This is a genomic window from Halotia branconii CENA392, from assembly GCF_029953635.1.
In the GTDB taxonomy this organism is placed as follows: Bacteria; Cyanobacteriota; Cyanobacteriia; order Cyanobacteriales; family Nostocaceae; genus Halotia; species Halotia branconii.
This window is the reverse complement of the sequence record NZ_CP124543.1, coordinates 2,518,394-2,542,553: the sequence shown is the minus strand read 5'-3', so window position 1 is coordinate 2,542,553 and position 24,160 is coordinate 2,518,394. Positions and strand designations below refer to the sequence as shown.

Below are 24,160 nucleotides of genomic sequence, written 5' to 3'. Positions count from 1 at the left end.
ATTTTACCTCAGACAAGTTTCTTAATTGAACTGATGTATTTTGTAGAAATATTCTTTAAGCTTTATTACGTTTCTTTTTATCTAACTTTTCTTTCGCTTTCTGATTGGAAGATAGTTGTCCCTTTGGTTGATTTGTTTCATCTTTATCTTGTTTTGATGGCACTACTTCCTGCTCGTCTTCTGGTGCTTTTTGTGATATCGCATCATCTTGATTTTCTGGCTGTGCCAATTCCAATTTATCTAGCTCTTCTTTCGCATCCTTGTTAAAAGATAGTTGTTCCTCTGGCTGATTTGTTTCATCTTTATCTTGTTTTGATGGTACTGTTTGCTGTTCGTCTTCTAATGCTTTTTGTAATATTGCCTTATCTTGATTTTCTTGCTGTGCCAATTGCAGCACCTGTTTGACGTAACTATTTCCATATTGCTGTTGCAACTGAAGTAAAAATTCCTTGTTAGAAGATTGCTGATTAGCTGGAGCGCGATTCAGGATAGCTGCATGGGCGGCAGGATTGGGAACATTACCGATCTGCGAGATGTGTTCCATTAGTGGCTCTTTTGGGTGGGCTGCTGGTGTAACTGGCGACACCTTTTTTTTGTCCACCTTCTTTTTTTGCGACAGTAGTGACTGGATCTTGGCTTTTTTATCTCGTTTGGGTTTGTACATTTTTACCTTTTATAACGACTTTCAATATTTACAACTTAGTACAGCATTTCATTAATTCGTAGCGAATTCTCCGCGCTCCTATCCTACGGGAAAGCAAAGCGCCGATGCGTTTAAACTTCAATCCTCAATTCGCCACGATTTGACATAAAGCTGTACTTAGATATAGAGAGAAAGTACCCTATATCTCTAATTGTTTTTTTCAAGTTTCTGAAATTCGGAATCTATTATTTACACGCTGAATTTCACTTGCTTCAACAAGTTCTGCTAGTTCAGGTTCCAACTCAGACCGTGCTACTCCCAATTCCCGCATTAATCCTGTAATGGTCATACCATCAGCATTATTCTTGATTAATTCTAAAGCTTGGTCTTTGATGGAAGTTGAGGGTTGATTTTCCTCTACAGTTGCAGAACCAGGAATTACCCAGTAAACAACTTTGACTTTTTGCTCTTTATCAGCGAGGTTAGCATCAAAACCATGAATTTCAAAAGTTTTGTTATAAGGTAGCGGTACATAGGCTACATACATACGTGGTAGTTGAATATTAGAACCAAAGACGAAGTGTATACCTGATTGCCCCTGAGTTTGTTCCAAAGGTGGACGGGTAATCGGAGGAATATCCACAGGTAATATAGGAGCAAGTATGACTGAAAAAGGTTGTCCTTCTTGCAAAGAAGATACCGTAACGCTGACAGGTACTAAACTGCCTTTGGGCAAAGCTTCATCTGTTTCAAATGCGAGTTCTTGTGTCCCTGTCGAAATCGTTGATGCAGTATCTCCTGTGGTTGAAATGACTAGTTCATTAGACTTTTGTCCTGGAACGAGATTTATATTGTCTCCTGGTGTCAAAATCAGATTTCCGTTGACATCAGGACCTATTTGATTGATTTGTAAATTATGAACATGATCTGCACGAGCAAATTGTGGAGAAGTTCCAGGATTTGATTTCGGTTGGATGCTGGTTGCCGTCTCTCCTGGAACAGGAAGTTTTACTGAAGAAGCAACTTTTAAATCAAATGATTGTTTATCCTTAGTTTTGGCAATACTAATACTGTTATCTGATGAAGTAAAAGTTTTTGGATTTATTTTGCTAGCTATTACAACATCATCTGCTAAGTTATGAGCATGATCTGCACGAGCAAATTGTGAAGAACTTCCTGGAAGTGATAGTTGCTGGATGCTGCCTACAGTATCTCCTGGAGTGATATTTGTTGTATTGATTTTACTTATGAGGTCATACAGCATAGTATTACTGTAGACAATTTGGCGATACTTCGCAGTTTCTTGTAGATCGAGTTTTGGTGGTGCATTATCTGTTGGAATATTCACCACAGCAAGTAGTACTTTAGTATCTTGATTGGGTTCGGAATAAGTGCGTAAATAGTCGTTATAGTATTGCTGAACTATATCTTGAGCAGGAAGCGATACTGTTTTAGATGAGTCCGGAATCAGTGTTAAATCTACAGTTTTTGCTGACTCGTTTTGTTGAGTTATAGAAACAGTAATTGCTGGTGAAGTTTGTGTTTCAAAACCACTCGCCGAGGCTTTGATTTGATAAGTCCCATTAGGAACTATAAGTGTGTAATTACCTGCTGCATCAGTAAATGTGATTGCTTTTACGATTTGAGTTTGTGGTTCTATCGCTTCAACTTTTACACCTAAAATCAATTCCGAGTCGGTATCAGTTTCTACATAAACTTTGCCTTTAATTTGTGCAGATGGAACTTCTGCGCTAGTAAAAACTGTATAAGTTTCCTTAATCCTCGCATAACCATTTTCTGCCTGAGAAACACGTTCTGTAGGTTGCTCTTTATATTGGATATAAATGTAGTTTTTACCTCTGGAATTGACTGACAAAGTTTCAGATATATTCTGGCTAACAACAATTTCTCTCCCAAAAGAATCTAAGGCTACGCCTTGGGATATTTGAACCTTTAACAAGATTTTATCTTGTTGATTATCCTTTTCAATTGTGAGATTTTTACCAACTTCTAAGCCGGAGACTATACCCTTGCCTAGAACAAGGCGATTGAAGAGATGATTTTTTTCAATTCCATATTGCTGTTCGAGTTCAAAATCACGAACAGTAAGCAATTTTCCATAAAAATAACTGTTGCGTTCAAAAGAAACTAACGAGTTATTTTTGCTTTCCATTCCATTATTAGTAGCCATACTTGTAAACTCCTTTCTTTGTAATTTTATAGACTTTTAATCAGTTTAGTTTAGTGTCTAAACCTAATCGCGATCGCCTTTCTATTTGTCCAAATTCTTCAGAATCATTTAAAACATTTTCATGTGAAATAGTAAATCCCATATCCAAGCTTAAAGAAGGTTCAAATATACAGCTATTAAATCCCAAGTAAGACTCATTATCTAAAGCAATCCAAGGTTGTAATACTTTTATAGAAGCTTCTGTATGAGCAGGTTTATCTGCATCAATAAGACGTTGAATGCTTTGTAACTCTATTTCGTTATCGATTTGAAAAGGACTGAGTAAAACCCAAAAACGAAAGAGTTCGTTGTCGTTAAAGTATTTTTTTCTCAGTTGCTGTAGAATTTCAGCTGTTTGATTATTTGTACTATTGTCTTCTACTTGAAAATACTCATAAATCAATGGGCGATCGCCTGTGAATAATTCAACCGTTGCTGCAATTCCTTCTCTTGTCCCCCGCAGCTGATAAAGTTGCGGTGCTTTCTTCATCAAGTTGCGTAATTGCTCTTTTGTCCAATTGTCATCAACAGCGATCGCTAGCCAGGTAGATAGCCAGGGTAAAAATTCCCCATTCACAACGTCTGCGTCGAAGTAACGAACAATATGGTCTATCTGTCCTTCTAAGTTTCCGAAGAAGGTTTCAAACAGCGAGAGAAAACGTTCGAGAAAATCGCGGCTGTTTTCGTCCTCTTGATAAATAGCTGGTAAGTAACGTAGATAAGACAGTCGCGGAAAATCTACTCGAATACTCTTTAAAAGCGGTGTTTCATATTCAGTACCAATGAGTTCTACTTTTAAGTGTAGATATCGCCCTTGAGGTCTAGGAATCTCTTCATCGCCTAGAATTAAGGCATCTTCAGGATTAATCAAAGGTGCAAAATATGCTTCTGGCTGCCACTGATTGTCTGTAATTGAGTAATAAACTTTAATTTGGGTGTTATGTGGAATTTCCCGTTCTAAAATCAGCTTGTGCCATTGTTGATTGGGGATAGTACTATCAAAGACTGTTTTAAAGGAACCCGAAGGTAATTCTTGCTGCTGTCGGAGAAATTGCTGCTGACGACGCAAAACGCTAACTACTTTATTTTCAGAATTGAAAATAAAAAGTTTGTCAGTACGGTTGTAGATCATTTTACTGACAGCGCCCCGATAAGCAAAAACGGGTTCTACAGTTTCTTCCGACGGAGAACAGCGAAAAATGAATCTGTCTTCTTCTTCACCTTGAGGAAGCGAACGCTTATCGCCTACGTATACACTTCCCTGACTATCAATAGCTAGTCCTGAAGGTTCAATTTCTTCTGGAACCAAGCCCTGTTCGCGCAGGCTGCGAAAATTAATCCAGGTACTATGAGAGTTGGCATCAAATCTTACTACTTTTTCGTAATCTTTTAAACAATCAAGAACATAGACAGTATCATTTTCAAGAGCGATCGCAGTTGGTTTAATAATGTTACCTCTGGCAAATCTTGTTGTTTCTATGCGTTGTCCTGAAGGAGCATATTTAGCAACAACCTGTCCACCACGATCTAAAAGAGCATACAATGTCCCATCTTTCGTATCAGCTGCTAAATCGATAACCTTCATACCTTCTGGAAGTTCTACCACCCATCTAATCTGCCAGTTAAATCGAGAAAATGCGTAAATGCAAGATTGAATTGTATTCTCTGTAACCGGATATTCATTTACTACGTAAATTGTGGAATTACTAAAAGCAATTTTCGTAGGAAAATCTAATAAACCTGCCAAAGATGCGACTAACTGTAAATTATTTTGTACTGTATCGAAAAGCCAAATACGCTGCTGTTTTGTATCTAGTAAATATAGTTGTCCAAAATCATCAACTGCCAAATCAGCCGTTTTCAAATTGCTAAAAGATTGTTGGCTGAAAATCTGTTGGTCAAATACAAGTTGATAACCAGTTTTTAGCCGCAGTCCCTCATCAGAAATTTGCAAATTATCCGGTTTGCATTTTTGCCAATCGGCTTTTGTATTGAGGACTAAAAATTGAAATTCTTTCTCACTCATAGCTATTTTTATAATTTATTGGTTTTCATAATAAATTTCGTGTTTGTTGGAATAAATTAAGGTGTGTACGGAAATATGAATATTACCCTGTTTATCTAATGTTACATTCGTATCTTGATCTGTATTTTGAAAAGACAAATCTAAAGTTTTTACACAATCTACACCTTTATTAAAATCTTCAATAGCTTTATAAACTTCTGATTTATATACGGCGCGTCCAAACTGCCAACCTTTACCATTAAATCCTCCATGCAAGGGATGTAAAAATCGCTCAATCAAAGATTGATTGACCTGTTGACAAACTTCATCTGGATTAAATCCCGAACGAACTCGCAATAAAGCCTTCACTTTAACTTCAACATAACTTGGAGGAATAACTTCCAATTTGGTGGTAATTAACCTATGTGGTTCTAAATGCTGGTAGACATTTTGCAAAAATCCTGAACTCGGTTTTGCAGGTATGGGAGTCTCGCTATAAGGTATAACTACTACTTTGACCAAATTTTTGGCTTCCGTCGCTGGAGGAGCGATCGCTTTAACTCTAGCTATGCGAAGTCCGGGAGTTGAAAGAGCCAATAACTCGAAATCTTCAGAAGTAACAGCTTTGTTTATTTGCTTTAAGCTTTTTCTAGCACGTAGTTTGGCTTTTTCTAGTGTTTCTAACGGCGCACCCCCAGAGGTAGCTCTTTGGTTTTCTACTGTTAATTTGGTAGGACATATAAATTCTGTATTTACTAAAGTAGAAACAGGATCGAAAATTTGATTAATTGTTTTAGCTTCGACATTACCTTTTTCACCATCACTTGTTTGGCAAGAAACTATACAGATACTATAGTCATCATCTAAAACTGGGGGTATATCGCCATTAATACCATCACCAAAATAAATTTTACCGTTTTCAGCATCTAATACATAATGTGGGTCTTCTGGACTAGAAGCATCAAAGTCCTTAACTTGAATCCAATCCTTCCAGAGGTAATCATTTTCAATTTGCTGTTTAAGTTGAATCTTAAAACTTTCTGAAACTATGGCAAAATGCTTAAGTGAAAAACTTTGACTGGGTAATCCATTGCTTTTACCAAGGAAGCGTTGTTCGTCGAATTGTTCTAGATAAGAAATAAGTCTGATATTGTTCTTCCCTTTCGGTGGAACTTTGCGCCGAAAAGTCACTGTTATTGTTCCTGTAATCTGATTTTTCTCTAACCGATAATTTTGCCAATCTTTCCAGTATCCATGTTGCATCTCGAATTCGTAACATAAGACAACTGCTAACCAGAAAATTGGCTGTAGAAGTTTTAAGCGTGAGTTAAAAAATAATAACGTCAGCGTTAAAGTAAATTGTTTGACTTGAATAACATTTTCACCTATCAGTGCCAGATAGGAAGCTGGAAATGATTGAATAGTTTGATAATGACTAGAGTGAATTGTGACTTCGCTCAACGTATTTTTTTCAGTAACTGAAATCGTATTTAACAAGATGTTATTTATCTTGGGTGGTAGTTCATACCCTGCTTCTTTAACAACAGCTCGCAACCAGAAAAGTTGTTCTGTAAAAGGGAAAAGATTACGCACAGACAAATCTTGTGGTACTGTAAACCACAGCCGACCACTCTGAGATAAATTTAGAGTTTCATCACAATTTACATCAAGTTTTTTCCAAAGGCGATCGCTACCCCAATATTCCCAAGCAAGAGTAGCTGAAGGAATAATTTTTACAAATTCTTCTTTATATTTACCTCGCTTAACAGGATAACCTTCAAAGAGGTTAAAGGTTAAAGCAATAGATTTATCTATAGGAAAAGGTTGACCATATATACGCCTGCGATTATCTTCGTTAACGACAATCAAACAAATCTCATCTATAACAGCTTCATTAAAAGTCAGCTTCACCTGATTGTTAATTTCATCAAGTTCTAAAGTGAGCCGTTGCTCGCCATAAATAAGAATAATTTGGGTTCCATCATCATTTTTATAAATAGCTTCATTATCTATATTTCTAACCCAATTAAATCCCAGATATATCTCTAAAAACTGCTTAAGTCTTTCGCTATCTATGTTAAAACCTACACTAAAAATATTATCCCAGTCGAATACATATAATTTAAAACCAAGATAAAGACAACTACCAACTTCAGCATTTTCACCAAAAGCAAAAAACGAAAGCCCTTGTCGATTACTTGCCTCCCTATTGTCCTGCCGTCCTGATTTACAAGAACTAATCACCTTTTGTAGACTATCTGGAACTATTAGCAAAGAAGTATCAGTCTCAAATATGACCTGTTCGTTAGTAGTTAACTTTGTTCCTTGGGGAATTAAAATCGGTACAAGTTCCCCTCTATCGATAAACGAAAATTTCACATCAGTCGTCGCTGAGACAATATCTTTCAGTCGAATGCCAACAAGTTTGAGAAATTTAAGATAATTCTCATCCCTAACTTGATCTAGATAATAACGCTGGAGTTCAGTCAGCCAAGCAAACAACTCTAGAAAAGTAATGCCAGGGTCATGAGTATTATGATCCGTCCATTCAGGGGCATAACGAGGAATTAATTTCCGCGCATCCTCCATTAACTGGGCAAAAGTTTTATCATCTAATCGGGGTGAAGGTAGTGTCATTTTTACTGCTTCCTGACTGTTTGTTAACTAACAATAACTTTTGAATTGATGTTGGCTTTAACATCAATTTGATGTTTGCCGTTACAAACTAATGCAAATGCATAGGAAATTTTGTTATTAGCGATCGGACTATCAGGCGTTATCTGCCAAATACGGTCAGTATCTGTATCTTTAACAGTCATAGATAAAGAATCAACACGATCTAGGTCAGGGATGGAACCCAACAAAGTATAAAAATCAGACAAACAAGGTAGGCGTTCAAATTCCCAGCCTTGACCAAAGTCACCACCAGTTAATGGATGCAGAAATGCTTTGAGCTTTTGCGTTGCCATCTGCTCTACAAAAGGTACTGCATCCACTTCAGCTGCAATCAGCGTTGCTTGAATGTTAATCTTGAGGTAAGTCGGGCCACAGACATGAAGATGTTTGGGTGAAATGACAACATTTGCAGCATGGTTTTGTAGGTATTTCTCTACTGTTTGTCTTAGCTGTAATGATGGTTGCGGTTCTGCTTTGCTGCTCTTGGGAATAACAATCACACTCACCCAACCGACTTGACTCTTTTTTTCATCATTAAAATTAGGCAAGCATTTGACTCGTGCAATGCTGGGTGAAGCTTGATAGGTCAGTCGTTCAAAATCTTCTTTTGCTACGGCGCGGTTGCGATGTTTCAAAATATATGAACCACGCTCTAGAGCCTTTTCTAATAATTCGGTATCTGAACCACCTTCAGCAGGTTCTGGGTTAGTAACGCTATCAATATAAGCAATAGAACTTGTTAAATTTTTGATTGCAAAGCTGCCAACATTACCTCGTTCTCCACCACCAAATTGATAATTAGCTATAATATTAGCTGCTCCTATTGGCGGGATTGCTCCTTGTATACCGTTGCCAAACTTAATCACCCCAAAAGTCCGGTCAATTTCATAATGGCGGTCAACAGAAGTGGATTCTAACAGTTCTTCTTGTGGCTGCCATTTAATCCAAAATCCTATGGTATTATCTTCGCCATCTTTTACTTCTTTAACATAGGGTTTACCCAACAGTTCTTTTCTTTCATCCGCAGATAAAGCACTCAACTCATCTACCCAAATCTCCTCTGCAATCACAGGAAATTTAAATAACTTGAAAGTTTGCTCGGCTCTGCCATCGCTAGAACCAAGAATTTCATTGTTAATACTCTGTGTTTGAGATGCCCATGTTGTATTTAAATAAATTCCTTTAATTTTAGGAGCAGGAACAAAGCCTTTTAGCTGATTATCTTTAGCAACTATTTTCTCTGGCGACTTGAATTTATCGTTGATATCAACAGCCCGAATCCAATAAAGCGATTTACTAAAGCGTAGAGTCTGAGCAAAATCATCTGCTCCTATAAACTCAACTATTCCACTTTGAGTTAAGTTGTTAGTTCCATCTGCAACATCTAGCCTAGCCCACTCGCCCTTACCGTTTTGCCGTCTGTAATATTCCCAACTTATGCGGGGCATATTTGCCTTAATATAAGCCTGTATTTCTAGCGCCAAGAAAATACTAATTGGGCCTTTTACAGGAGGCGCATCAAAGCCTAAATAAAGAGTTTGATGTTTATCATCACTTAGAGGTTGAAAGGGCTGGAAATCTTTACTAGTTTTACTTTCTTTAGTTTTATCCTGATATTGTAAATTATTAAAAATGAGACAATAGTCTAAAGTACTAGCTGCGGGAGCCGTCGTATCAGGAGATAATTCTGTGGTTGTTTCACCTGCTGTCAAAGTTGTAGATGTTATTTTAATATCTTTGATTAGTGGTAAATTTTTTTCTGGTAATTTATTAACAGTAATACAACGAATCCAGCGACTTTTAATACTGTTAACTTCTATTTCCGTAATTTCATCATTATTCTTTTTGTTTAAAATTATCTTACCAGACTCAAAGGTACAACTATCAAATTCATGCCACTCAAATGGTTTATTTTCTTGACCTCCCCAATACTCCCATTGAACTAAATTAGAATTAGAATCTAAAAGTTTTATTTGTGAACCTGTTATTTCTAATGTTATCTGAACACTAGCTGTAATCTTAAAAATCTCTTGATGGCCTAAATACAGGATATGTTCTTGTCTATTCATGCCTGTAAATAGTTCAAAAACTAAAACTTTTTTTACTAAAGTATCTGTGTAATACTTAGCATTAAGCTTGTTTTTAATAGTAACTTGATTATCAGAAATTTTATCTACTTCTACATATTCAATACTGGATAATGTATGAGTTTCTCCGATTTTGAGTATATCTCCTACCTTTAACTCTGATGTATGGTCTAAAAATAAGTTTGTATCTTTTAGCTGTGCATCCTGGACTAACCTAGCAGAGAAGGGAGTACGTTTTTCTATTGCTAAAAAATTTGGAGGTGCAAGGAAAATATCATCCTCTTTGTTATTGACACTGTAGACATCAACTAGTTTAGCTGGAGTAGCTACGATATTCCTTTCAGTCTCAAAAACGATAGAGTCACCTCCTCTTACTGGTTGAGCAGTCATTTGAGTCTTAGCCGGAATTAAGACTGTTGTCCTCGCACCATCACTCAGTTTAAACGTTACAGGTGCGCGAGACTGTACGGCTGGTAATAGTTTGACACCAAGCATATCCAGGAAAGCAATAAAATTTTTCTCAGGTACTAAGTTGAGTTGGTGAAGTGTACCTGTAAACATATGAGCAAAAATTTTAACTAGTGCTAAACCTGAATCTTTACGTTCAGAGACTATCCATTCTGGAGTGTAGAAAGGTATTAACTTCCGAATTTCTTGGAGAATCGTTTCAAAATCTCTATTGTCAATTTTTGGCGATGCTGGCATTTTCTTACCTATAAAAGTTAGTTTGTTAAGACACTAAAGCGTCTGTTAACAACTTACAATTCATCCTGCTTGGAGATAAAACGGATAAACTAAGTTAAATTCAGTATTTGTTTTGCGAACGTGATAATTAATGTCAATCCAGATTTTCCCAGTTTCATTTTTGTCCAATGAAACCTTAACCTGATTCACATCAATTCTTGGTTCCCAACGGGTTAAGCCTTCTTTTACACGTAATTTTATAAGTTCTAAAGTTGCCATACTCAAAGTTGCGAACACAAAATTATGAATACCACAACCAAAATCGGGTTGCATAATTCTTTCCCCTTTTGCAGTCGCCAGAATTATCCAAATAGCTTCTTGAATGTCTTTTTCATACTCAGACATTGATATTTTGCCATTTGGGATATCTACATTAACTGGAAATTTCCAACCTATGCCTAAAAACTCTTTCGCCATTGCTACCTCAATCAACAATCTAAAATTTCAACTTTCTGTATCTTTTAGGTGGGGCCAAACAAAACCAATGATAAATGGATATTCAAAAACACCTTGTTCAAAGGCAACTAATACTACATCGTGAACTTCTATCGAGGGAGAAATGTTTTTATCACTTGTAATTATCCGTGCCGATATTTCATCATTTGTTTGGTTATATTTTCTCCATTGAAATTTTACTTTTACTCTGCCCTTGCCTAGCTCTGATATATTAGTTACAGTTGCGAGGGTTACACCTTTAATCAGCGCGCCATTACCTCTATCTTCAGTTTTAAGTGAGTAATTATATAAATTATTCATGATAAATTGGTAGTTTCTGATTTAAGTTCAATTTCTTTTTCATCAGGTACTCTGTTGACATCAAAAGTCGTTTTATAACCTGAATTGCTAATACTGTGATTTGTTTTTTTAAGGTAATATTTCTGACTGAATTTACTGCCTAATCCTTTAAGTTCAATATTTGTACCTGCCAACACGTCAGGAATACCAATTGATTCTCCACTACCTTTGAATACATCTTCATGCTTCTTAAGCAAAATAGCTTTTGCCATATTCTTAGCGTGTTCTTCAGATATTACAGGTTGTTTTACTTGTTCAGAAATAAGTTGCTTTGTTACGTTCACTCCTAATATACGTGCCAAAAGCTCTTTCACTAATATCCGAGATATTTCATCATTTTCTATTGTTGCAGTGGCAACAATATTTACTTTCTGCTGAGTAGTATCTTGTCCTAAAACATCTACTTTATAAACTCGTTCAGCAATGTCAAATTCAGGAGAAAAACTGACTAAGCTTTTATTCCATTCTAAAGTGACAATTGATGATGATTCACGAGCAGGCTTGCGGAAATAAAGAGTATTTCTAAACACAAATAATTCGTAATAATTCCGTTCAGCTAATCGCTTTAAAAATTCAAAGTCACTTTCTTTTTCTTGCTTAACAATTTGTGGATATATTTGTTCAGTTTCTTCTATACTTTTCTTATTAAGAAATGGGTCATCATCATTGGGTAAAGTTTCTAGTTTGTATTCCTTAGCAATCAAATTTACTACTTCACTGTCTTTTTTATCATTCCAAGAGCGCGGTTTCTTTTCTTTCATCATTCGATAAGAAATATCGAAACCACCTACTTCAACTTGAGGAGTGCCACCAGAAGGAAAAGACACCTTAACTGATGTTAATATGCCAAACATCAGAGTTTTAAGTTGGCTACCATATCCCAATCTGATCTCAACTTCTGCGTCAAAAACCAGGACTTGATTGATAAACGATCGCAGTTCTCCCTTTTCAATATCAAAAGCATTATTAACGATAAATGAAAAAGTATCTGCACCATCCAATGTATTGTCAATTGTGACACTAGAAATTTCTATACTTTCCTTTGTCTTATCTTCACCACGTGTCATAATATCACTGTGATTGACCAGAATTTGAAAGACAGGAGCATATAAATTTTCGTATTTTGCCTCTAATGCACGAATATCCATAACATCATTTTAAAACTGGAATAACAAGCTCTCTACCAACAGCTAAAATTCTCGGATTGCTAATTTTGTTAGCTCTAGCAATGGGACGCCATAAACCTGAGTTTTCGTATTCTTGATTTGCAATGTGCCAAAGATAATCGCTTTGTTTTACAGTTATGCGTTTTGTGCGATCGCTAGATTCTTTACGTATATCTTGTATCTGTTCGCTCAAAGTTCTATATTCTTTGAAAGTAACACTAAGAGTCGCTCTGACTGGATATCCTGACTCTAAAAATAGCGTAAACTTATGTGTTACTTGTTCTATAGTTGCTTTAAAATTTAGGGATGCCCAATGAAATTCGCAAACTGGTGGAGCATGGAGAACCGGATCTATATCTAGCAATGTTGTAATGTTATTAGTGTATATTCTCACATCTTCTCTTCTTTCATAAGAATCGAAAAATAAATCCATTGTGAGAGTTTCAGTATTACCACTAACAAACTGAGTAACTGGTGTTGATGTTCCCGGTATTGCTGTACGTTGAAACTGATTACTCACTTCAGTTGAATACTCTGTAGGGTTAAATAAAACCGCAATATTTTCTCCTTTTCTACTCCCGTTTATTGGAGTAATATAAGCTTTTTCTAAAGCCATTGTTAATTTCCTCGGATTACAACATTCCTCTTCTTTGTCGCTCTATTTTGATTTTTCTTTCAATCAACTGATATACTTGTTCTGCGATATAGTTAACATTTATTGTTGGTATATCAGTTTGCACCTGTTTGATTAAGTCATTTTTTACCTTTACTTTCTTCTCTTGATGGTTCTCAAGTTTATTTTCTTGATTGTTTGGAACGGGAAAAATATTTGCTTTTGGCTGAACAAATTCCATCGTCAGAGCATTAGGGGAAGAATTTAGCTTTATCTGGTTTTTATTAGTATTATTGTCAACCTGCTGGTGGAAAAGATTTTCATAACTTTGTAAATACTTACTCAATCTTTTTGTGCGTATATAATGCGGTGCTAAACTTAAGTCATCCTCAGAATTAGTAGCAACTTTTTTATACTGCAAACTAGTTTGAGTTTCGAGGCTCTGTAGTCTTTGAATAAACTGAAAAGTTCCCTCAACCGTTGATGTTATCTGATTCATATTTGCTAAATGAATCAACAGAGGTTTTTTATTCTCAGTCAGTAGCGTAGGATTTGGCGATCGCGAGACGAAAATCTGGGCTGGCGAGGCAGATTCTTCTAACTGTAAATTCTGGGTTGGAAGAGTATTATTTTCAGACTGTTGTAAACTAAACGAGCTTGGTGATTCAACAGCGATTGCATCAGATTGATTCTGGAATGATAAAACAGCTTGACTCGTCTGCTGTTTTTGTCTCACTCCCATGTTTTCTAGTTGATTGAACTGGGGTAGTGATGTTTTGCTAATTAGAATTGTGCTATTTTGCGAGAAAGTCCATCCGCCCGATCGATAAATCTGAGATTTGCTCTCCCTTGATGCCATTTTTTGCATCAATATATTTTTGAATAAGTTTGTGTTTTGCTGTGTCTGGTAATTGATATTTGCTGACTGAGATATCAATGATGCAGCTATATTTCCTCTAGTAATGCTTGGGATTAATGCATTGTAGAATACGCTAGAATTAGTAGCAATTTTTCTAAACTGCAAGATAGTTTGGGTTTCAATGCTCTGTAGTTTTTGAATCAACCCAGAAGTTCCCTTAACTGTTGATGTTATCTGATTCAAATTTGCTAAATGAATCAACAGAGGTTTTTGATTCTTAGTTAGTAGCGTAGGATTTGGCGATCGCCAGATGAAAATCTGGTCTGGCGAGGCAGATTTTTCTAACTGTAGATTCTGGGTTGGGCGAGTATTATTTTCAGACTGTTGTAAACTAAACGAGCTTGGTGACTCAACAGTGAACGCATCAGATTTATTCTGGAATAACAAAACAGCTTGACTAGTCTGCTGTTTTTGCCTCACTCCCATGTTTTCTAGTTGATTGAACTGGGGTAGTGATGTTTTGCTAATCAGAATTGTGCTACTTTGCAAGAAAGTCCACCCGCCCGGCTGGGAAATCTGAGATTTGCTTCCAATGTGTACTCGCGGATCGAGTTGAGACGAGGTTCTGGTAATAGAAATTGTGCTGTTATTCGAGAAAGTAAATCTGGTTGAGTGCAAATTTTCAGGTTTGCTCTTTCCTTCCACAAATCTTTGAATAACTGTATTTAAAAATACAAGTATGTTCAAATTCAGTTTGGTTGTTGAATGTGGTGAAGAAGTTATTTGATTTGGGAAAATCTGAGTTGTATTAAATACATTCCCAAGACTGCTAACTCTTTGAAGTAGAGTCAGAGTCGGAAACTTAAATTTTCCTAGTTCTGCACCACTATATTTATCAACAATGTGTTTGCTGAAATCAGCCAGTCCAAAGCAGCGCAATTCTAAAATTTGCTTCTCTAATCTCCCACTTGCTATCGAAATAAATGGTTGAGCGCATCTCATGACAAATTAATTCAAGCTTAAGTTTTCCATAAACCATTGTGAGCAAGCTCTAATGTCTCTATAGCAACAGCATTACCATCTGCTTTCAAATCAGGACCAACCCACTTAACTGGATAGGCATCAGAGAAATTCCAACGCCACTTTTCAGTGTAAGTATTGTCCAAGAGAATAACAGAACCGTTGTGTCGCTCAATTTGCCCAGCGATGACCCTTTGATGCCATACCCAAAGCTCAAATGAGTCGGTAATACCCCGCTTGAGGACAAGATTGGGAAATTTTGTCGCCTTTGGCAACCGATGTACAAAATTATTCACGCCTCCTTCGTGATAGTCTTCTGTTTCTGTTTCTGCTTGCAAACCGGAAACTTCAGAAAAGCCTCCAACAACTAGACCGCGCATTGTAGTTACACTGTGGAGTTCAACTAAAAAGTTGAAAGCTGCATAGGGACTCATAATTTTTTCCCTCTCCTCCAACCTTTACTGGTCATTTGCATTGTTATTCAACTTGCGATTGATCTTGGATATTTCCTCACACCACATTTGGCGATCGCGATGTTCCATTTGCATAATGTCGTTATATGACCAGGGAAAATGATATGCAATAAAAGCTACCTCTTCATACAGTTTCTCCAAGGGGTAGCCAACTATACTTCCCCCAGGCTGCTAACCTCCACTTCATGCTTATGTCCGCATTGAGGACAGACAGTTTTTATATTGCCAGTGCCATCTTCGTTAATGCGACGGTAAAAGTCTTGTAGAAAAGCCATGTCAGCCGCAAACAACCCTTCAATGACTTTCGGATTGATTGACTCTAAAGAACCCAAGCGGCTAATTACTCTAGATAAAAGGATGATGACTAGATAGCCTGGGTTATTCTGCACGCGGGGGTCTTTCATCGGTGCAATCTCGTCAAAAGCTGTAGCTAAACGCATTACACCTTCTCGGTGGAGATTGCCATCCGAATCCACATAACCACGAACTAAAGTAAAAGGAAACTCTGTTTGCAGCATTAGCTTCTACCGCCTCCAGCCGCAGCTAGGTTTGCATCTAAACGCACGCCTTCATGAGCTATTTCTAAAGTTTCGATCGCAACTTCGTTGGCTGTAGCATTAAAGCTAGCACCTGTCCATTTGGTAGGCCAAGCATTGCTTAAAATCCAGTGCATTTTGCGATTACCTTGATCGTCTACAAGGTAAATTGAGACTTCTTTGCGTTGTAAGTTGCCTTCTACTGCGCTGGTTCGCCAGTCCCAAAGGGCATGATCGTCAGTTAAGCCCCACTTGAGAGAGACATTAGAATATTTCACTAAACCGGGTAACTTACGGACTGTTAAGAATGCTTCGTTGCCTTCACGATATTCGATTGGGTCTTGGGCAGAATCTAACCCCGTACACTCTCGAAAGCCGGCACTTGTGATCCCTTGGATTTCCACTATAAAGTTATAAGCATTATATGGATCTTTGCGTGGTGGATTATTGCGCTCTGCCATAATCAAAACTCTTTAATAAAATAGGTTGACATGAAAACCAAAGAACTTAATGCCCTAATTAGGACTTGTCGAAATGATGCCTTCAGCATCTTGAACGATCCGAACTACGATAAATTCACCAGGAACGGTGGGAGCAAGACCAATATCGATCGCTACTTGCCCAATATTTCTCACCTCAGGGGGGTTATTTTCTTCGTCGCATTTGACGTAAAAGGCTTCTGTGGGCAAACGACCATTGAGCGCCCCTTGTTGAAACAAGTCATTGAAAAAAATAGTTAATTCGCGTTCAATGATTGCCCATAGTCTGTTACTGTTTGGTTCAAAGACCATGTTTGTCATGTTCAGCTCGATCCATCGTTTGACTGTCAAGAACAGCCGCCGCACGTTGATATAGAGCCAATCTTGGTCTTGCTCAAGACTGAGTGTCCTCGCCCCCCAGACTCGAATACCGCGTCCAGGAAATGACCGCAGGCAGTTAATACTTTGCGGGTTGAGTTGATCTTGTTGGGCATTGGTGAGGTTAACTTCTAAGTCAACTACACCCTGCAAAATTTCGTTAGCAGGTGCTTTGTGAACGCCAATACGCCGATCGCTGCGGGCGTATACACCAGCGATATGACCGCAGGGCGGAACGAAATAACTGCTTTGTTGTGGACCCTCAACAATGCGAATCCAAGGATAGTACAAAGCGCCATAGCTCTGTGTTAATCTTTGCCTTTGCGCCTGAACTTGTTCTAGGTTAGCTCTAGGTAGAGAGTCTAGAATCGCAAAGCGATCGCCTAAAAGACTGCAATGATTCAATACAGCAGACTGCATCAACTGTACCTGTTCAGGGTCAGTTTTTTCCGGAGGCGATCGCATGATGTCAGGCGCACATACCAAGTCAATGGTATCTAGTTCTGCCAGTGCAGCCAGTCCTTCAGAGAATGCTTTGAGATTTGCATCTCTTAGGCGAACTACATAACACAAACTACCCCCATTCAGGAAAAAGCCCCGCACGGCATAAGCCAAGTAACTATCGAGCAAAGGTTCCCCAAACAACTGCTCGAATTGTGACCACAGTTTCAATGGCTGGGGTTGATTGACAGCAATCTCAGTCTTTTGACAGAGTCCTAAAAATGCAGGTACACCTGTGCGAATTTTTTTTACCTGAGACTCTGAGATTATATAGTTCTTGTAGACACCCGGGGTTTTATACATGGCTTTCATAATTTGGGAGTTGCGATCGCTGAAGGCGGGGCTTTGCCCATCGCGAAGTGGGCGCTCTGCGATGCTTCCCTTGGAAGCATCGCGCAAAGGGCGACTCTTATATCCTTATCGATCGGCGCTTCGTACTGGTAAAAAACCAACTATTGATTAGCTTGCAATCCGAATGGCACTAAGACTCATCTGAAACCTCATCAGGGCAAGGTGTTATACCATTTCACGAAATTATTGATACAAATTACTTTTCTTACTCCCCCTGCCTCCGGTCACTGAGTTTCGACTACGCGGTAGTTGAGCGTAGTCGAAACTCAACTGCCGCGTAGCCGAAGTGCTGCTTCCCCTGCTTGCCCAAATGTATCAACTTTAAAGTGAAACGGTATTAGGGGTGGCTGAGTAGGTGTAGTGTTTAAGACAATTAAATTTTAGTTGCTTAAGGAGGGATACATCTTCTTAATTCCCCACACCCCATACCCAAAAGTCAGTTATATCAAGAATTTGCACTTAAATTAGTGTCATTAGCTTGTGTAGCTTCTGGTCCTTTCGGCCCTGCCCACTGACTGATGCGGAAGATGACAAACTCAGCCGGTTTAACAACTGCTACACCAATCTCTGTAATCACTTGACCCAAATCTCTAACTTCCGGTGGATTGGTTTCTTCGTCACACTTGACGTAGAAAGCTTCTTGTGGTTTGTTGCCAAATAAAGCACCATCTCGCCAAACATTAGTGAGAAAAGCCGAAACATTGAGTCGAATTTTAGCCCACAGTACATAGTCGTTAGGCTCAAAGACTGCCCACTGAGTACCTTCGTCAATCGATTCGCGCAGGAAAAGGAATAAACGACGGACATTGATGTATGTCCACTCCGGGTCTTCCCCACTTGCTAGAGTACGGGCACCCCAGATCAAAATATTGTTGTTGCCGTTGAATTTGCGAATAATATTGATCCCTTCTGGATTCAATCCTGCCTGATCTGCCTTGGTCACATTAACCTCAAGTTCAAGAGCACCACGAATGACTTCATTAGCAGGCGCTTTATGCACCCCACGCTCAGTATCAACACGAGCATAAACTCCAGCAATGTGACCGCTGGGAGAAACGTAAATATTTTTTTTGGTTATCGGATCGTAAACCAGAATCCTGGGAAAATAAATAGCACCATAGCTGCTATCTCTCGTACCTCCTTGAATAGCCTCTTTAGTGAGATTGAAATTAGTAACTCCTTCGTACCGACCGTCTAGAATTGCAAAGCGGTCTTGTAGGTATTGATCCTCGCAATGACTCAGCACAGCTTCTTGGACTTCATCACTAACTGCACCGGGTACAGCAACTATGGCAATCTCATCAATAGGCTTGAAAGTGTCTAAAGCTGCTCTGACATTCTCTACATTGACTTCATCAGCAACGCGAGTTATCCAACAACGAGTTCCACCATTATTGAAGAAGCCGTATACAGCATGAGCTAAAGTTCCGTTCCCATCGTGAAAATCACCAAATGCGGTTTTGAATCTTTCCCAACTGGTAATCAGTTGTGGTTGATTGACAGGAGCTAGAGGGTAAAGTTCTGGTAGCTCAGTCGGCTGTCTTGTTGGCTTCTCTGGCATGACAACATTATCGGCTACGCGACCAATAAAGCCAGCAATACTGGTGCCAACACCAGCAATAGGCATAATACCTGAGGGTTTTTCCTCAACGTATACTCCCGGTGCTTGATACACGGGCATTATTTTTACTCCTTAGTTATCAATAATTAAGTTGATGAGATAGGATAAATGACTCGTTAAAGTGAACATCATCTCTGTAAGATAAAGTTCAAAGGAGGTTGTAAAGTACCAGGTGCTTTGATGACTACTGATTGAGAAGTTGGTTGATAACCCTGTGCAGAAACCAGCACTAGGCGCTCGATTTCTGATGTTTCTATAGAAAAAAGCGAGTATTGACCTTGGTCATTACTAAATGTGCTTTCTGTGTAGCCAAACTGTACTTGTGCCATCAAAACAGGTTCTTCATTCTGGTTAAATATTTTGCCTTGGAGGAATGTGGTGGGCATAGTCATGTCAGCAGTAGTAATTATGACTTTGCCCTCAACCTTGGCAGGTACTGTAACCGTTAACATGCCTTTGCTATAGCGCCTAGTCGCATTTGGTACTGATGCAGTCAAAGTATATTCGCCCTCTGGTAGCTCTAAGAAATGGAAGTGACCATCATTAGCGGTTATAGTCCGATCGGGACGCTCAACCATCGAGTTCCAGCGATCGCCATACTGTAAAGATTTGAGTTTGAGCCAGTCGGCAAAAGCGGATGGTGCTTTGGTAATGATTACTTCGGCATTGGGGATTGCTTTGTTGGTTTGGGCATTCGTTACTTGACCGGCGATCGCTACCTGATGTCGAATAAGTTCCCACTTGAGCATTGACTAACTCTCCCTTAAACCATGCATCAGACGGAACTGGGCATCTGTAACCAGTGGTGCTTCTACAGGTTTAGATGGGTTTACACCAATAGTTACGGTGTAATTCAGAGATGCTTTTGGTTTACCACCCAGCGCCTGCCAAAATTCCCCTAAACTCTGCAAACGACCGGGTTGTAGACTACTAGTTGGCAATAATGGCTCTTGTCCTGCCAGACTGCCTTCAAGTACGCTCTCTGGCAGCTTCGGATGCCGCAATAGCACCTTCATCACTTCACCCAGTAAACTGTGTTCGCTCAAAACATCACCCGACCAAGCAGTCACTAAATAAGAACAGTCCACTCGCACTCTTGGCGGTTGTTTGCGAACAATACCGTTACTCTGCCGCTCTACTAACCAATCATTGCTGCGTAGTTCTAGATTCTCCCGCACGTCATAGAGAAAGAAATCAACTGTTCTCTGATTTGGATGAAATTTATCATCAGGCGTATCGAAGACAACTGTAACTTCCTCCGAAAAAACTCCTAACAATTCAGCCTCAAGAAGTTTTTTCAGGCTATTATCCAAATCCTTGATCATGTCGATTCATTCGTAGTACGAGAAGGTTTTGTAGGGATTCTTTCTGGTTCCTCCGCTTTTACAGGTGATGAACTATCCTTGACAGGCAATGGAGTATCTTTGTAATCATCTTCTTCTTTTATTTCTTTTAGCTCAATATCCTGTGCTTCCCGGATAAATTGATCTCTACGGTTCTGCCTAAATTTGTCAAAATTTTCCCGAGTTTTCTTTTCCTTTTCTGCAATTTCTAGGGCATTTTTATACCAATAGAAGTATTTAAACACCGCCAGAGCATATTGCCTCAGATGTTCTGTCAACTCACTCTTTAGCCATTCATGGTCTTTGACTGTTAAATTTTGTGGATACTTTGTATCATCTTTTTTCAGTTGTCTGGCTTGCTCTAACAGAGCAGCAAATTCTAGGCTGTAGGCGTACAATGCGCTGTAATTTTCTGTCTCAAGAAGGGGTTCCGCCTTCTTATATAAATCATCAAGCTGCTTAAACCAACTAGTAACTGTGTCCTTGAATTTTTTATAATTTTCAAAATTTTCCCCTGTCCTCTTTTTGAGTGCGAGTGCTTCTTCCCGGCGACAATAATAACCATTTTCTAATTGTTTCCAAGCACATTCCCACTGCTCCTCAAGATTGGCTTCCACTTCCTCGTAGGATTCCCTTCTTAGTTCACTTATAGCTCTCCGGATTTTTGTACCAGGGTTATCATTGTCATTAGTCCAGTTATAGAGCTTTTTGTAATTCTCTTCAGCCTTAGGTAATTGTACTCTTAAAAAAGACTGAAAATACTCTTTTTGATACTCATCAACAATTTTTGGAATTTCTTCTCTATATCCTTTATCGAGAATGTCAATATCTTTTTTAAATTCCTTGGTTGCTTCTGAATCTGGGTTCTCCTCTTGCTCCTGCTGGAGTCTCTTTTGTAGGCACTGAAGCAGACGACCAACTGTGGGTTCTTCGTCGAGTTTCCTCGCCTCTTCAACTTCACAAGAGTCGTTGTCGTAAATCACAATAATTGTCTCGATTCCCATATTAAAACCTTCTTACACTAAAAGTAGTGATAGCTGAAACTAAACATAAATGTGCGCTTGAGGGTGCTGAATGTGAGCTGAAATCGCAGTGAATTACTTTTAATATTAGTTTTTCTCTAGTCTGTGAAACTCATAAAACTCATCACAGAACTCATAAAAAAACTCATAAAAAATAACATTGCCTTTTGCAAATAGTTTTTCTATCCCATCCGGCGTTGTTGCGTGAATAGGCAAAATGGTAAATTTTACCTACATTAAGTTATTTCCTGATTTTCAATTTTTCTGACTCCTGCCTTCTTAGCTCTAACCACCACATACCCAAAGCGAATGCAGTATATTAGCTGCTGTTAATTCAGAGTATTTTTGTTTTTAGGCATTGTTAAAAATTTTGTATTGCTGTTAATTTTGCGTTAGCGATCGCCACAATAAAACAAGCGCTCTGCTGTTAACAAAGCGCTTCAAAAGCGATTATTTAGTTGTAATTTTGATGGCTATCTTTACGGGTTGTTTTGGTTGTGGAATAAATGCAGAAGTTCTTCTACTCCTGCATTTAAATTACAGATATCATTAGTTACTAATTTGCCAGTTTTCAGATTTTAGAAAATCCCTTGACCTGGAGTTAGCACATTATCTGGATCATAACGCCGTTTTGCACTGATTAAATACCGCCAAAACGGACGAAAATGCTGTTTCCAATCTTGAAAAGAGAAAGAAATAGCATTGACCGGATACTGATAACCACCCAAATCACGATTTTTTTCAAAAAGCTTACGATTATCATTCAACATTTTTGTAACTGTAGAACTATTTGGCGGATCTGCGGTTCGCAATAGAGCAAACAGAAATACAATTTCTCCTTTGGGAACTCTAAATAATGGAAGTTGGAAGCGTTTGGTTTTAACTGGATACAGCAAAATTGGCCCTTGCCCTGTATCAGCTAATGTTAAATTGGCAGCAACTTCACTAACCAAAGTTTCAACTGCGCTATTGGGTACAAACAAATTTAACCAAGGATGAGGATAAGACCAGACACCGATAGATTTGAGGAAAGCAACTGTAGGAGCTAAACGATTGAGAAAATCAAAGTACGTTTTATCTTCAATTTGTTCTGTACCTTGGGTATAAGTTAAACCTGCAAGTAACAAACTTTTGTTAGGTATATTAGGAGGGCTGTAAAAGCTAGCTGCCTCCAGAAGATAACGCCATCCACCAGTATCCTTAGCAATCATTTGTCCTTCTACATAGTCAAAACGCTCGTCGTTTATAACTAAGCGTTGGTCGTGAGTAAAGGTAGCTAAATCATCATAGTAAAGCTGAAAAACACGGGTATTAGTGGCAGCGGGAATTAGTTTAATTGTTGCTTTAACGATAATTCCACATTGACCTAGCCCTGCTAATACTGCTGTAAATAAATGGCGATTTTGCCACTGCGAACAAGTTTCGATTTGACCAGTGCCAGTAACTACTTCAAGTTCTAAAACATTATCAACTTGTACACCGTAACGATGAGTTGCACCGCCAATACCCCCTACTGAAAGAGTGCCACCAACAGAAAGCTCAAGATAATCTGTAAGAACAGGTGGTGTTAATCCTTGCTGGAGCGTCTGTTGCAGCAGCCGACTCCACACAACCCCTGCATCCACAACAACTCGGTCTGTACCAACAAAATGAATCTTGTTGAGCGTACTCATCTCAATAACGATGCCAGCTTCTACCTGTGGCTGACCGTAAGTGGAATGGCCTTGACCCCTTGCTGCAACTTTGATTTGATGCCTACGAGCAAATTGAATAATTTGAACAATATCGTTAATTGACCCTGGTTTCAGTACTGCTATCGGTTGACGATGAACGATATTACCGAAGTCAACACTAGCAGCAGTAAGCGTTGCATTATCTGTGTAAACCACTCCATCTAATGCAGGTAAGCTTTCAAAGATAGATGTAGCACTAGCAGATGTTACCCAAGAACGCTCACAGACATCAAACCCGATCACGATTGCACTGGCAACCAAACCTTTTAAAATTAGGCGGCGTGAAGTATGGTGGTTCATGATTTTTTGCCTGAGTCATGAATTGTTAAAATATACAATTATTGACTCCTAAGTAAAGTTAAGTACTATTACAGCAACTAGCTAGCCGTATAAAAACTTAACAACTTATTATTAGAGCTGGTAAATTATTATCCTCTTAAATGCATCCTCTTCACCTCAAATAATTTCTGAAACAGAACTATTTATTAATGAATCTCTACTAGAAATGCAAAATGGGGATAACTTAATAGTTGTGATTTTAAGGAAAGATTCTCAAGAGTTTTTAGGGTGTAGTGGCATACATGAACTCAATAGTAAATGTCCAGCCGCAGGTATTTGGCTGAAAAAATCAGCACATGGTTACGGTTATGGAGTAGAGGCGATCGCAGCCCTGAAAAAATGGGCTGATGATAACTTAGACTATGAGTATCTGATCTATCCTGTAGATCGAGCAAATATCCCCAGTCGCAAAATTCCCGAAAGGCTCGGTGGACAAATTTTTAGGGAATATGAGCAGATTAATTTGAGTAGTAATATCTTACATTTAGTAGAGTACAGGATTCCGAAAAAATGAAGCTTACTTCATATATCTGTTGTAGAGGTATG

The 24,160-nt window shown here is 38.5% G+C and carries 21 protein-coding genes; 1 reads left to right on the top strand and 20 read right to left on the bottom strand.

Annotated features, from left to right (window positions below; genetic code table 11):
- Nucleotides 1–55: 55 nt before the first annotated feature.
- The 20 genes from QI031_RS11220 to QI031_RS11130 form a co-directional block, all read right to left on the bottom strand.
- The gene (locus QI031_RS11220; protein WP_281485241.1) at nt 56–664 is read right to left on the bottom strand and encodes a hypothetical protein; all 609 of its coding nucleotides are present in this window, start codon (nt 662–664) and stop codon (nt 56–58) included.
- Nucleotides 665–863: 199 nt separating this feature from the next.
- Nucleotides 864–2,834: a carboxypeptidase-like regulatory domain-containing protein gene (locus tag QI031_RS11215; protein ID WP_281485240.1), complete on the bottom strand. Its 1,971-nt coding sequence runs from the start codon at nt 2,832–2,834 to the stop codon at nt 864–866.
- A 40-nt stretch (nt 2,835–2,874) separates the two neighbouring features.
- Entirely contained in the window at nt 2,875–4,899 is a 2,025-nt protein-coding gene (locus tag QI031_RS11210; RefSeq protein WP_281485239.1) for a phage tail protein, read from the bottom strand.
- A 15-nt stretch (nt 4,900–4,914) separates the two neighbouring features.
- Nucleotides 4,915–7,515 carry a putative baseplate assembly protein gene (locus QI031_RS11205; RefSeq protein WP_281485238.1) on the bottom strand — a complete coding sequence of 867 codons (2,601 nt, stop codon included), beginning with the start codon at nt 7,513–7,515 and terminating at the stop codon, nt 4,915–4,917.
- A gap of 23 nt (nt 7,516–7,538) precedes the next feature.
- A complete protein-coding gene (locus QI031_RS11200; protein ID WP_281485237.1) occupies nt 7,539–10,346 on the bottom strand; it encodes a putative baseplate assembly protein in 2,808 nt (935 codons plus the stop codon).
- A 60-nt stretch (nt 10,347–10,406) separates the two neighbouring features.
- Entirely contained in the window at nt 10,407–10,802 is a 396-nt protein-coding gene (locus QI031_RS11195) for a GPW/gp25 family protein (protein ID WP_281485236.1), read from the bottom strand.
- Nucleotides 10,803–10,829: 27 nt separating this feature from the next.
- Nucleotides 10,830–11,141 carry a phage baseplate assembly protein V gene (locus QI031_RS11190; protein ID WP_281485235.1) on the bottom strand — a complete coding sequence of 104 codons (312 nt, stop codon included), beginning with the start codon at nt 11,139–11,141 and terminating at the stop codon, nt 10,830–10,832.
- Nucleotides 11,138–12,328: a phage late control D family protein gene (locus tag QI031_RS11185; protein ID WP_281485234.1), complete on the bottom strand. Its 1,191-nt coding sequence runs from the start codon at nt 12,326–12,328 to the stop codon at nt 11,138–11,140. The genes QI031_RS11190 and QI031_RS11185 overlap by 4 nt, the downstream gene beginning before the upstream one ends.
- A 4-nt stretch (nt 12,329–12,332) precedes the next feature.
- Nucleotides 12,333–12,962: a CIS tube protein gene (locus QI031_RS11180; protein ID WP_281485233.1), complete on the bottom strand. Its 630-nt coding sequence runs from the start codon at nt 12,960–12,962 to the stop codon at nt 12,333–12,335.
- Nucleotides 12,963–12,978: 16 nt separating this feature from the next.
- The gene (locus tag QI031_RS11175) at nt 12,979–14,820 is read right to left on the bottom strand and encodes a hypothetical protein (RefSeq protein WP_281485232.1); all 1,842 of its coding nucleotides are present in this window, start codon (nt 14,818–14,820) and stop codon (nt 12,979–12,981) included.
- A gap of 17 nt (nt 14,821–14,837) precedes the next feature.
- Entirely contained in the window at nt 14,838–15,272 is a 435-nt protein-coding gene (locus QI031_RS11170) for a phage tail protein (protein WP_281485231.1), read from the bottom strand.
- Between the two features lie 24 nt (nt 15,273–15,296).
- Nucleotides 15,297–15,452, bottom strand: a complete 156-nt coding sequence (locus tag QI031_RS31570; RefSeq protein ID WP_343217850.1) for a DUF6760 family protein — start codon at nt 15,450–15,452, stop codon at nt 15,297–15,299.
- An 11-nt stretch (nt 15,453–15,463) separates the two neighbouring features.
- On the bottom strand, nt 15,464–15,829 hold the full coding sequence (locus tag QI031_RS11165) for a phage tail assembly protein (RefSeq protein WP_281485230.1): 366 nt from the start codon (nt 15,827–15,829) through the stop codon (nt 15,464–15,466).
- The gene (locus tag QI031_RS11160) at nt 15,829–16,308 is read right to left on the bottom strand and encodes a phage tail protein (protein ID WP_281485229.1); all 480 of its coding nucleotides are present in this window, start codon (nt 16,306–16,308) and stop codon (nt 15,829–15,831) included. Before QI031_RS11160 ends, QI031_RS11165 begins: the two co-directional genes overlap by 1 nt.
- A 54-nt stretch (nt 16,309–16,362) precedes the next feature.
- Nucleotides 16,363–17,508, bottom strand: a complete 1,146-nt coding sequence (locus QI031_RS11155) for a phage tail sheath family protein (RefSeq protein WP_281485228.1) — start codon at nt 17,506–17,508, stop codon at nt 16,363–16,365.
- Nucleotides 17,509–18,001: 493 nt separating this feature from the next.
- Nucleotides 18,002–19,237: a phage tail sheath family protein gene (locus QI031_RS11150; RefSeq protein ID WP_281485227.1), complete on the bottom strand. Its 1,236-nt coding sequence runs from the start codon at nt 19,235–19,237 to the stop codon at nt 18,002–18,004.
- Between the two features lie 68 nt (nt 19,238–19,305).
- Nucleotides 19,306–19,926, bottom strand: a complete 621-nt coding sequence (locus QI031_RS11145; protein WP_281485226.1) for a carboxypeptidase-like regulatory domain-containing protein — start codon at nt 19,924–19,926, stop codon at nt 19,306–19,308.
- Between the two features lie 3 nt (nt 19,927–19,929).
- Nucleotides 19,930–20,502, bottom strand: coding sequence for a Pvc16 family protein (locus QI031_RS11140; protein ID WP_281485225.1), 573 nt, complete (start codon nt 20,500–20,502; stop codon nt 19,930–19,932).
- Nucleotides 20,499–21,524 carry a hypothetical protein gene (locus tag QI031_RS11135; protein ID WP_281485224.1) on the bottom strand — a complete coding sequence of 342 codons (1,026 nt, stop codon included), beginning with the start codon at nt 21,522–21,524 and terminating at the stop codon, nt 20,499–20,501. Before QI031_RS11135 ends, QI031_RS11140 begins: the two co-directional genes overlap by 4 nt.
- A gap of 596 nt (nt 21,525–22,120) precedes the next feature.
- A complete protein-coding gene (locus tag QI031_RS11130) occupies nt 22,121–23,575 on the bottom strand; it encodes an FAD-binding protein (RefSeq protein ID WP_281485223.1) in 1,455 nt (484 codons plus the stop codon).
- A 124-nt stretch (nt 23,576–23,699) separates the two neighbouring features.
- Between QI031_RS11130 and QI031_RS11125 the strand changes: the two genes are divergently transcribed.
- Complete coding sequence (locus QI031_RS11125; protein ID WP_343217870.1) at nt 23,700–24,128, top strand: GNAT family N-acetyltransferase; 429 nt, start codon at nt 23,700–23,702, stop codon at nt 24,126–24,128.
- The last annotated feature ends 32 nt before the right edge of the window (nt 24,129–24,160 follow it).

Excerpts from the sequence above, each read along its gene's own strand:
- QI031_RS11220 (WP_281485241.1), bottom strand. The coding sequence starts at position 664 with ATGTACAAACCCAAACGAGATAAAAAAGCCAAGATCCAGTCACTACTG.
- QI031_RS11215 (WP_281485240.1), bottom strand. The coding sequence starts at position 2,834 with ATGGCTACTAATAATGGAATGGAAAGCAAAAATAACTCGTTAGTTTCT.
- QI031_RS11210 (WP_281485239.1), bottom strand. The coding sequence starts at position 4,899 with ATGAGTGAGAAAGAATTTCAATTTTTAGTCCTCAATACAAAAGCCGAT.
- QI031_RS11205 (WP_281485238.1), bottom strand. The coding sequence starts at position 7,515 with ATGACACTACCTTCACCCCGATTAGATGATAAAACTTTTGCCCAGTTA.
- QI031_RS11200 (WP_281485237.1), bottom strand. The coding sequence starts at position 10,346 with ATGCCAGCATCGCCAAAAATTGACAATAGAGATTTTGAAACGATTCTC.
- QI031_RS11195 (WP_281485236.1), bottom strand. The coding sequence starts at position 10,802 with ATGGCGAAAGAGTTTTTAGGCATAGGTTGGAAATTTCCAGTTAATGTA.
- QI031_RS11190 (WP_281485235.1), bottom strand. The coding sequence starts at position 11,141 with ATGAATAATTTATATAATTACTCACTTAAAACTGAAGATAGAGGTAAT.
- QI031_RS11185 (WP_281485234.1), bottom strand. The coding sequence starts at position 12,328 with ATGGATATTCGTGCATTAGAGGCAAAATACGAAAATTTATATGCTCCT.
- QI031_RS11180 (WP_281485233.1), bottom strand. The coding sequence starts at position 12,962 with ATGGCTTTAGAAAAAGCTTATATTACTCCAATAAACGGGAGTAGAAAA.
- QI031_RS11175 (WP_281485232.1), bottom strand. The coding sequence starts at position 14,820 with ATGAGATGCGCTCAACCATTTATTTCGATAGCAAGTGGGAGATTAGAG.
- QI031_RS11170 (WP_281485231.1), bottom strand. The coding sequence starts at position 15,272 with ATGAGTCCCTATGCAGCTTTCAACTTTTTAGTTGAACTCCACAGTGTA.
- QI031_RS11165 (WP_281485230.1), bottom strand. The coding sequence starts at position 15,829 with ATGCTGCAAACAGAGTTTCCTTTTACTTTAGTTCGTGGTTATGTGGAT.
- QI031_RS11160 (WP_281485229.1), bottom strand. The coding sequence starts at position 16,308 with ATGGCAGAGCGCAATAATCCACCACGCAAAGATCCATATAATGCTTAT.
- QI031_RS11155 (WP_281485228.1), bottom strand. The coding sequence starts at position 17,508 with ATGTATAAAACCCCGGGTGTCTACAAGAACTATATAATCTCAGAGTCT.
- QI031_RS11150 (WP_281485227.1), bottom strand. The coding sequence starts at position 19,237 with ATGCCCGTGTATCAAGCACCGGGAGTATACGTTGAGGAAAAACCCTCA.
- QI031_RS11145 (WP_281485226.1), bottom strand. The coding sequence starts at position 19,926 with ATGCTCAAGTGGGAACTTATTCGACATCAGGTAGCGATCGCCGGTCAA.
- QI031_RS11140 (WP_281485225.1), bottom strand. The coding sequence starts at position 20,502 with ATGATCAAGGATTTGGATAATAGCCTGAAAAAACTTCTTGAGGCTGAA.
- QI031_RS11135 (WP_281485224.1), bottom strand. The coding sequence starts at position 21,524 with ATGGGAATCGAGACAATTATTGTGATTTACGACAACGACTCTTGTGAA.
- QI031_RS11130 (WP_281485223.1), bottom strand. The coding sequence starts at position 23,575 with ATGAACCACCATACTTCACGCCGCCTAATTTTAAAAGGTTTGGTTGCC.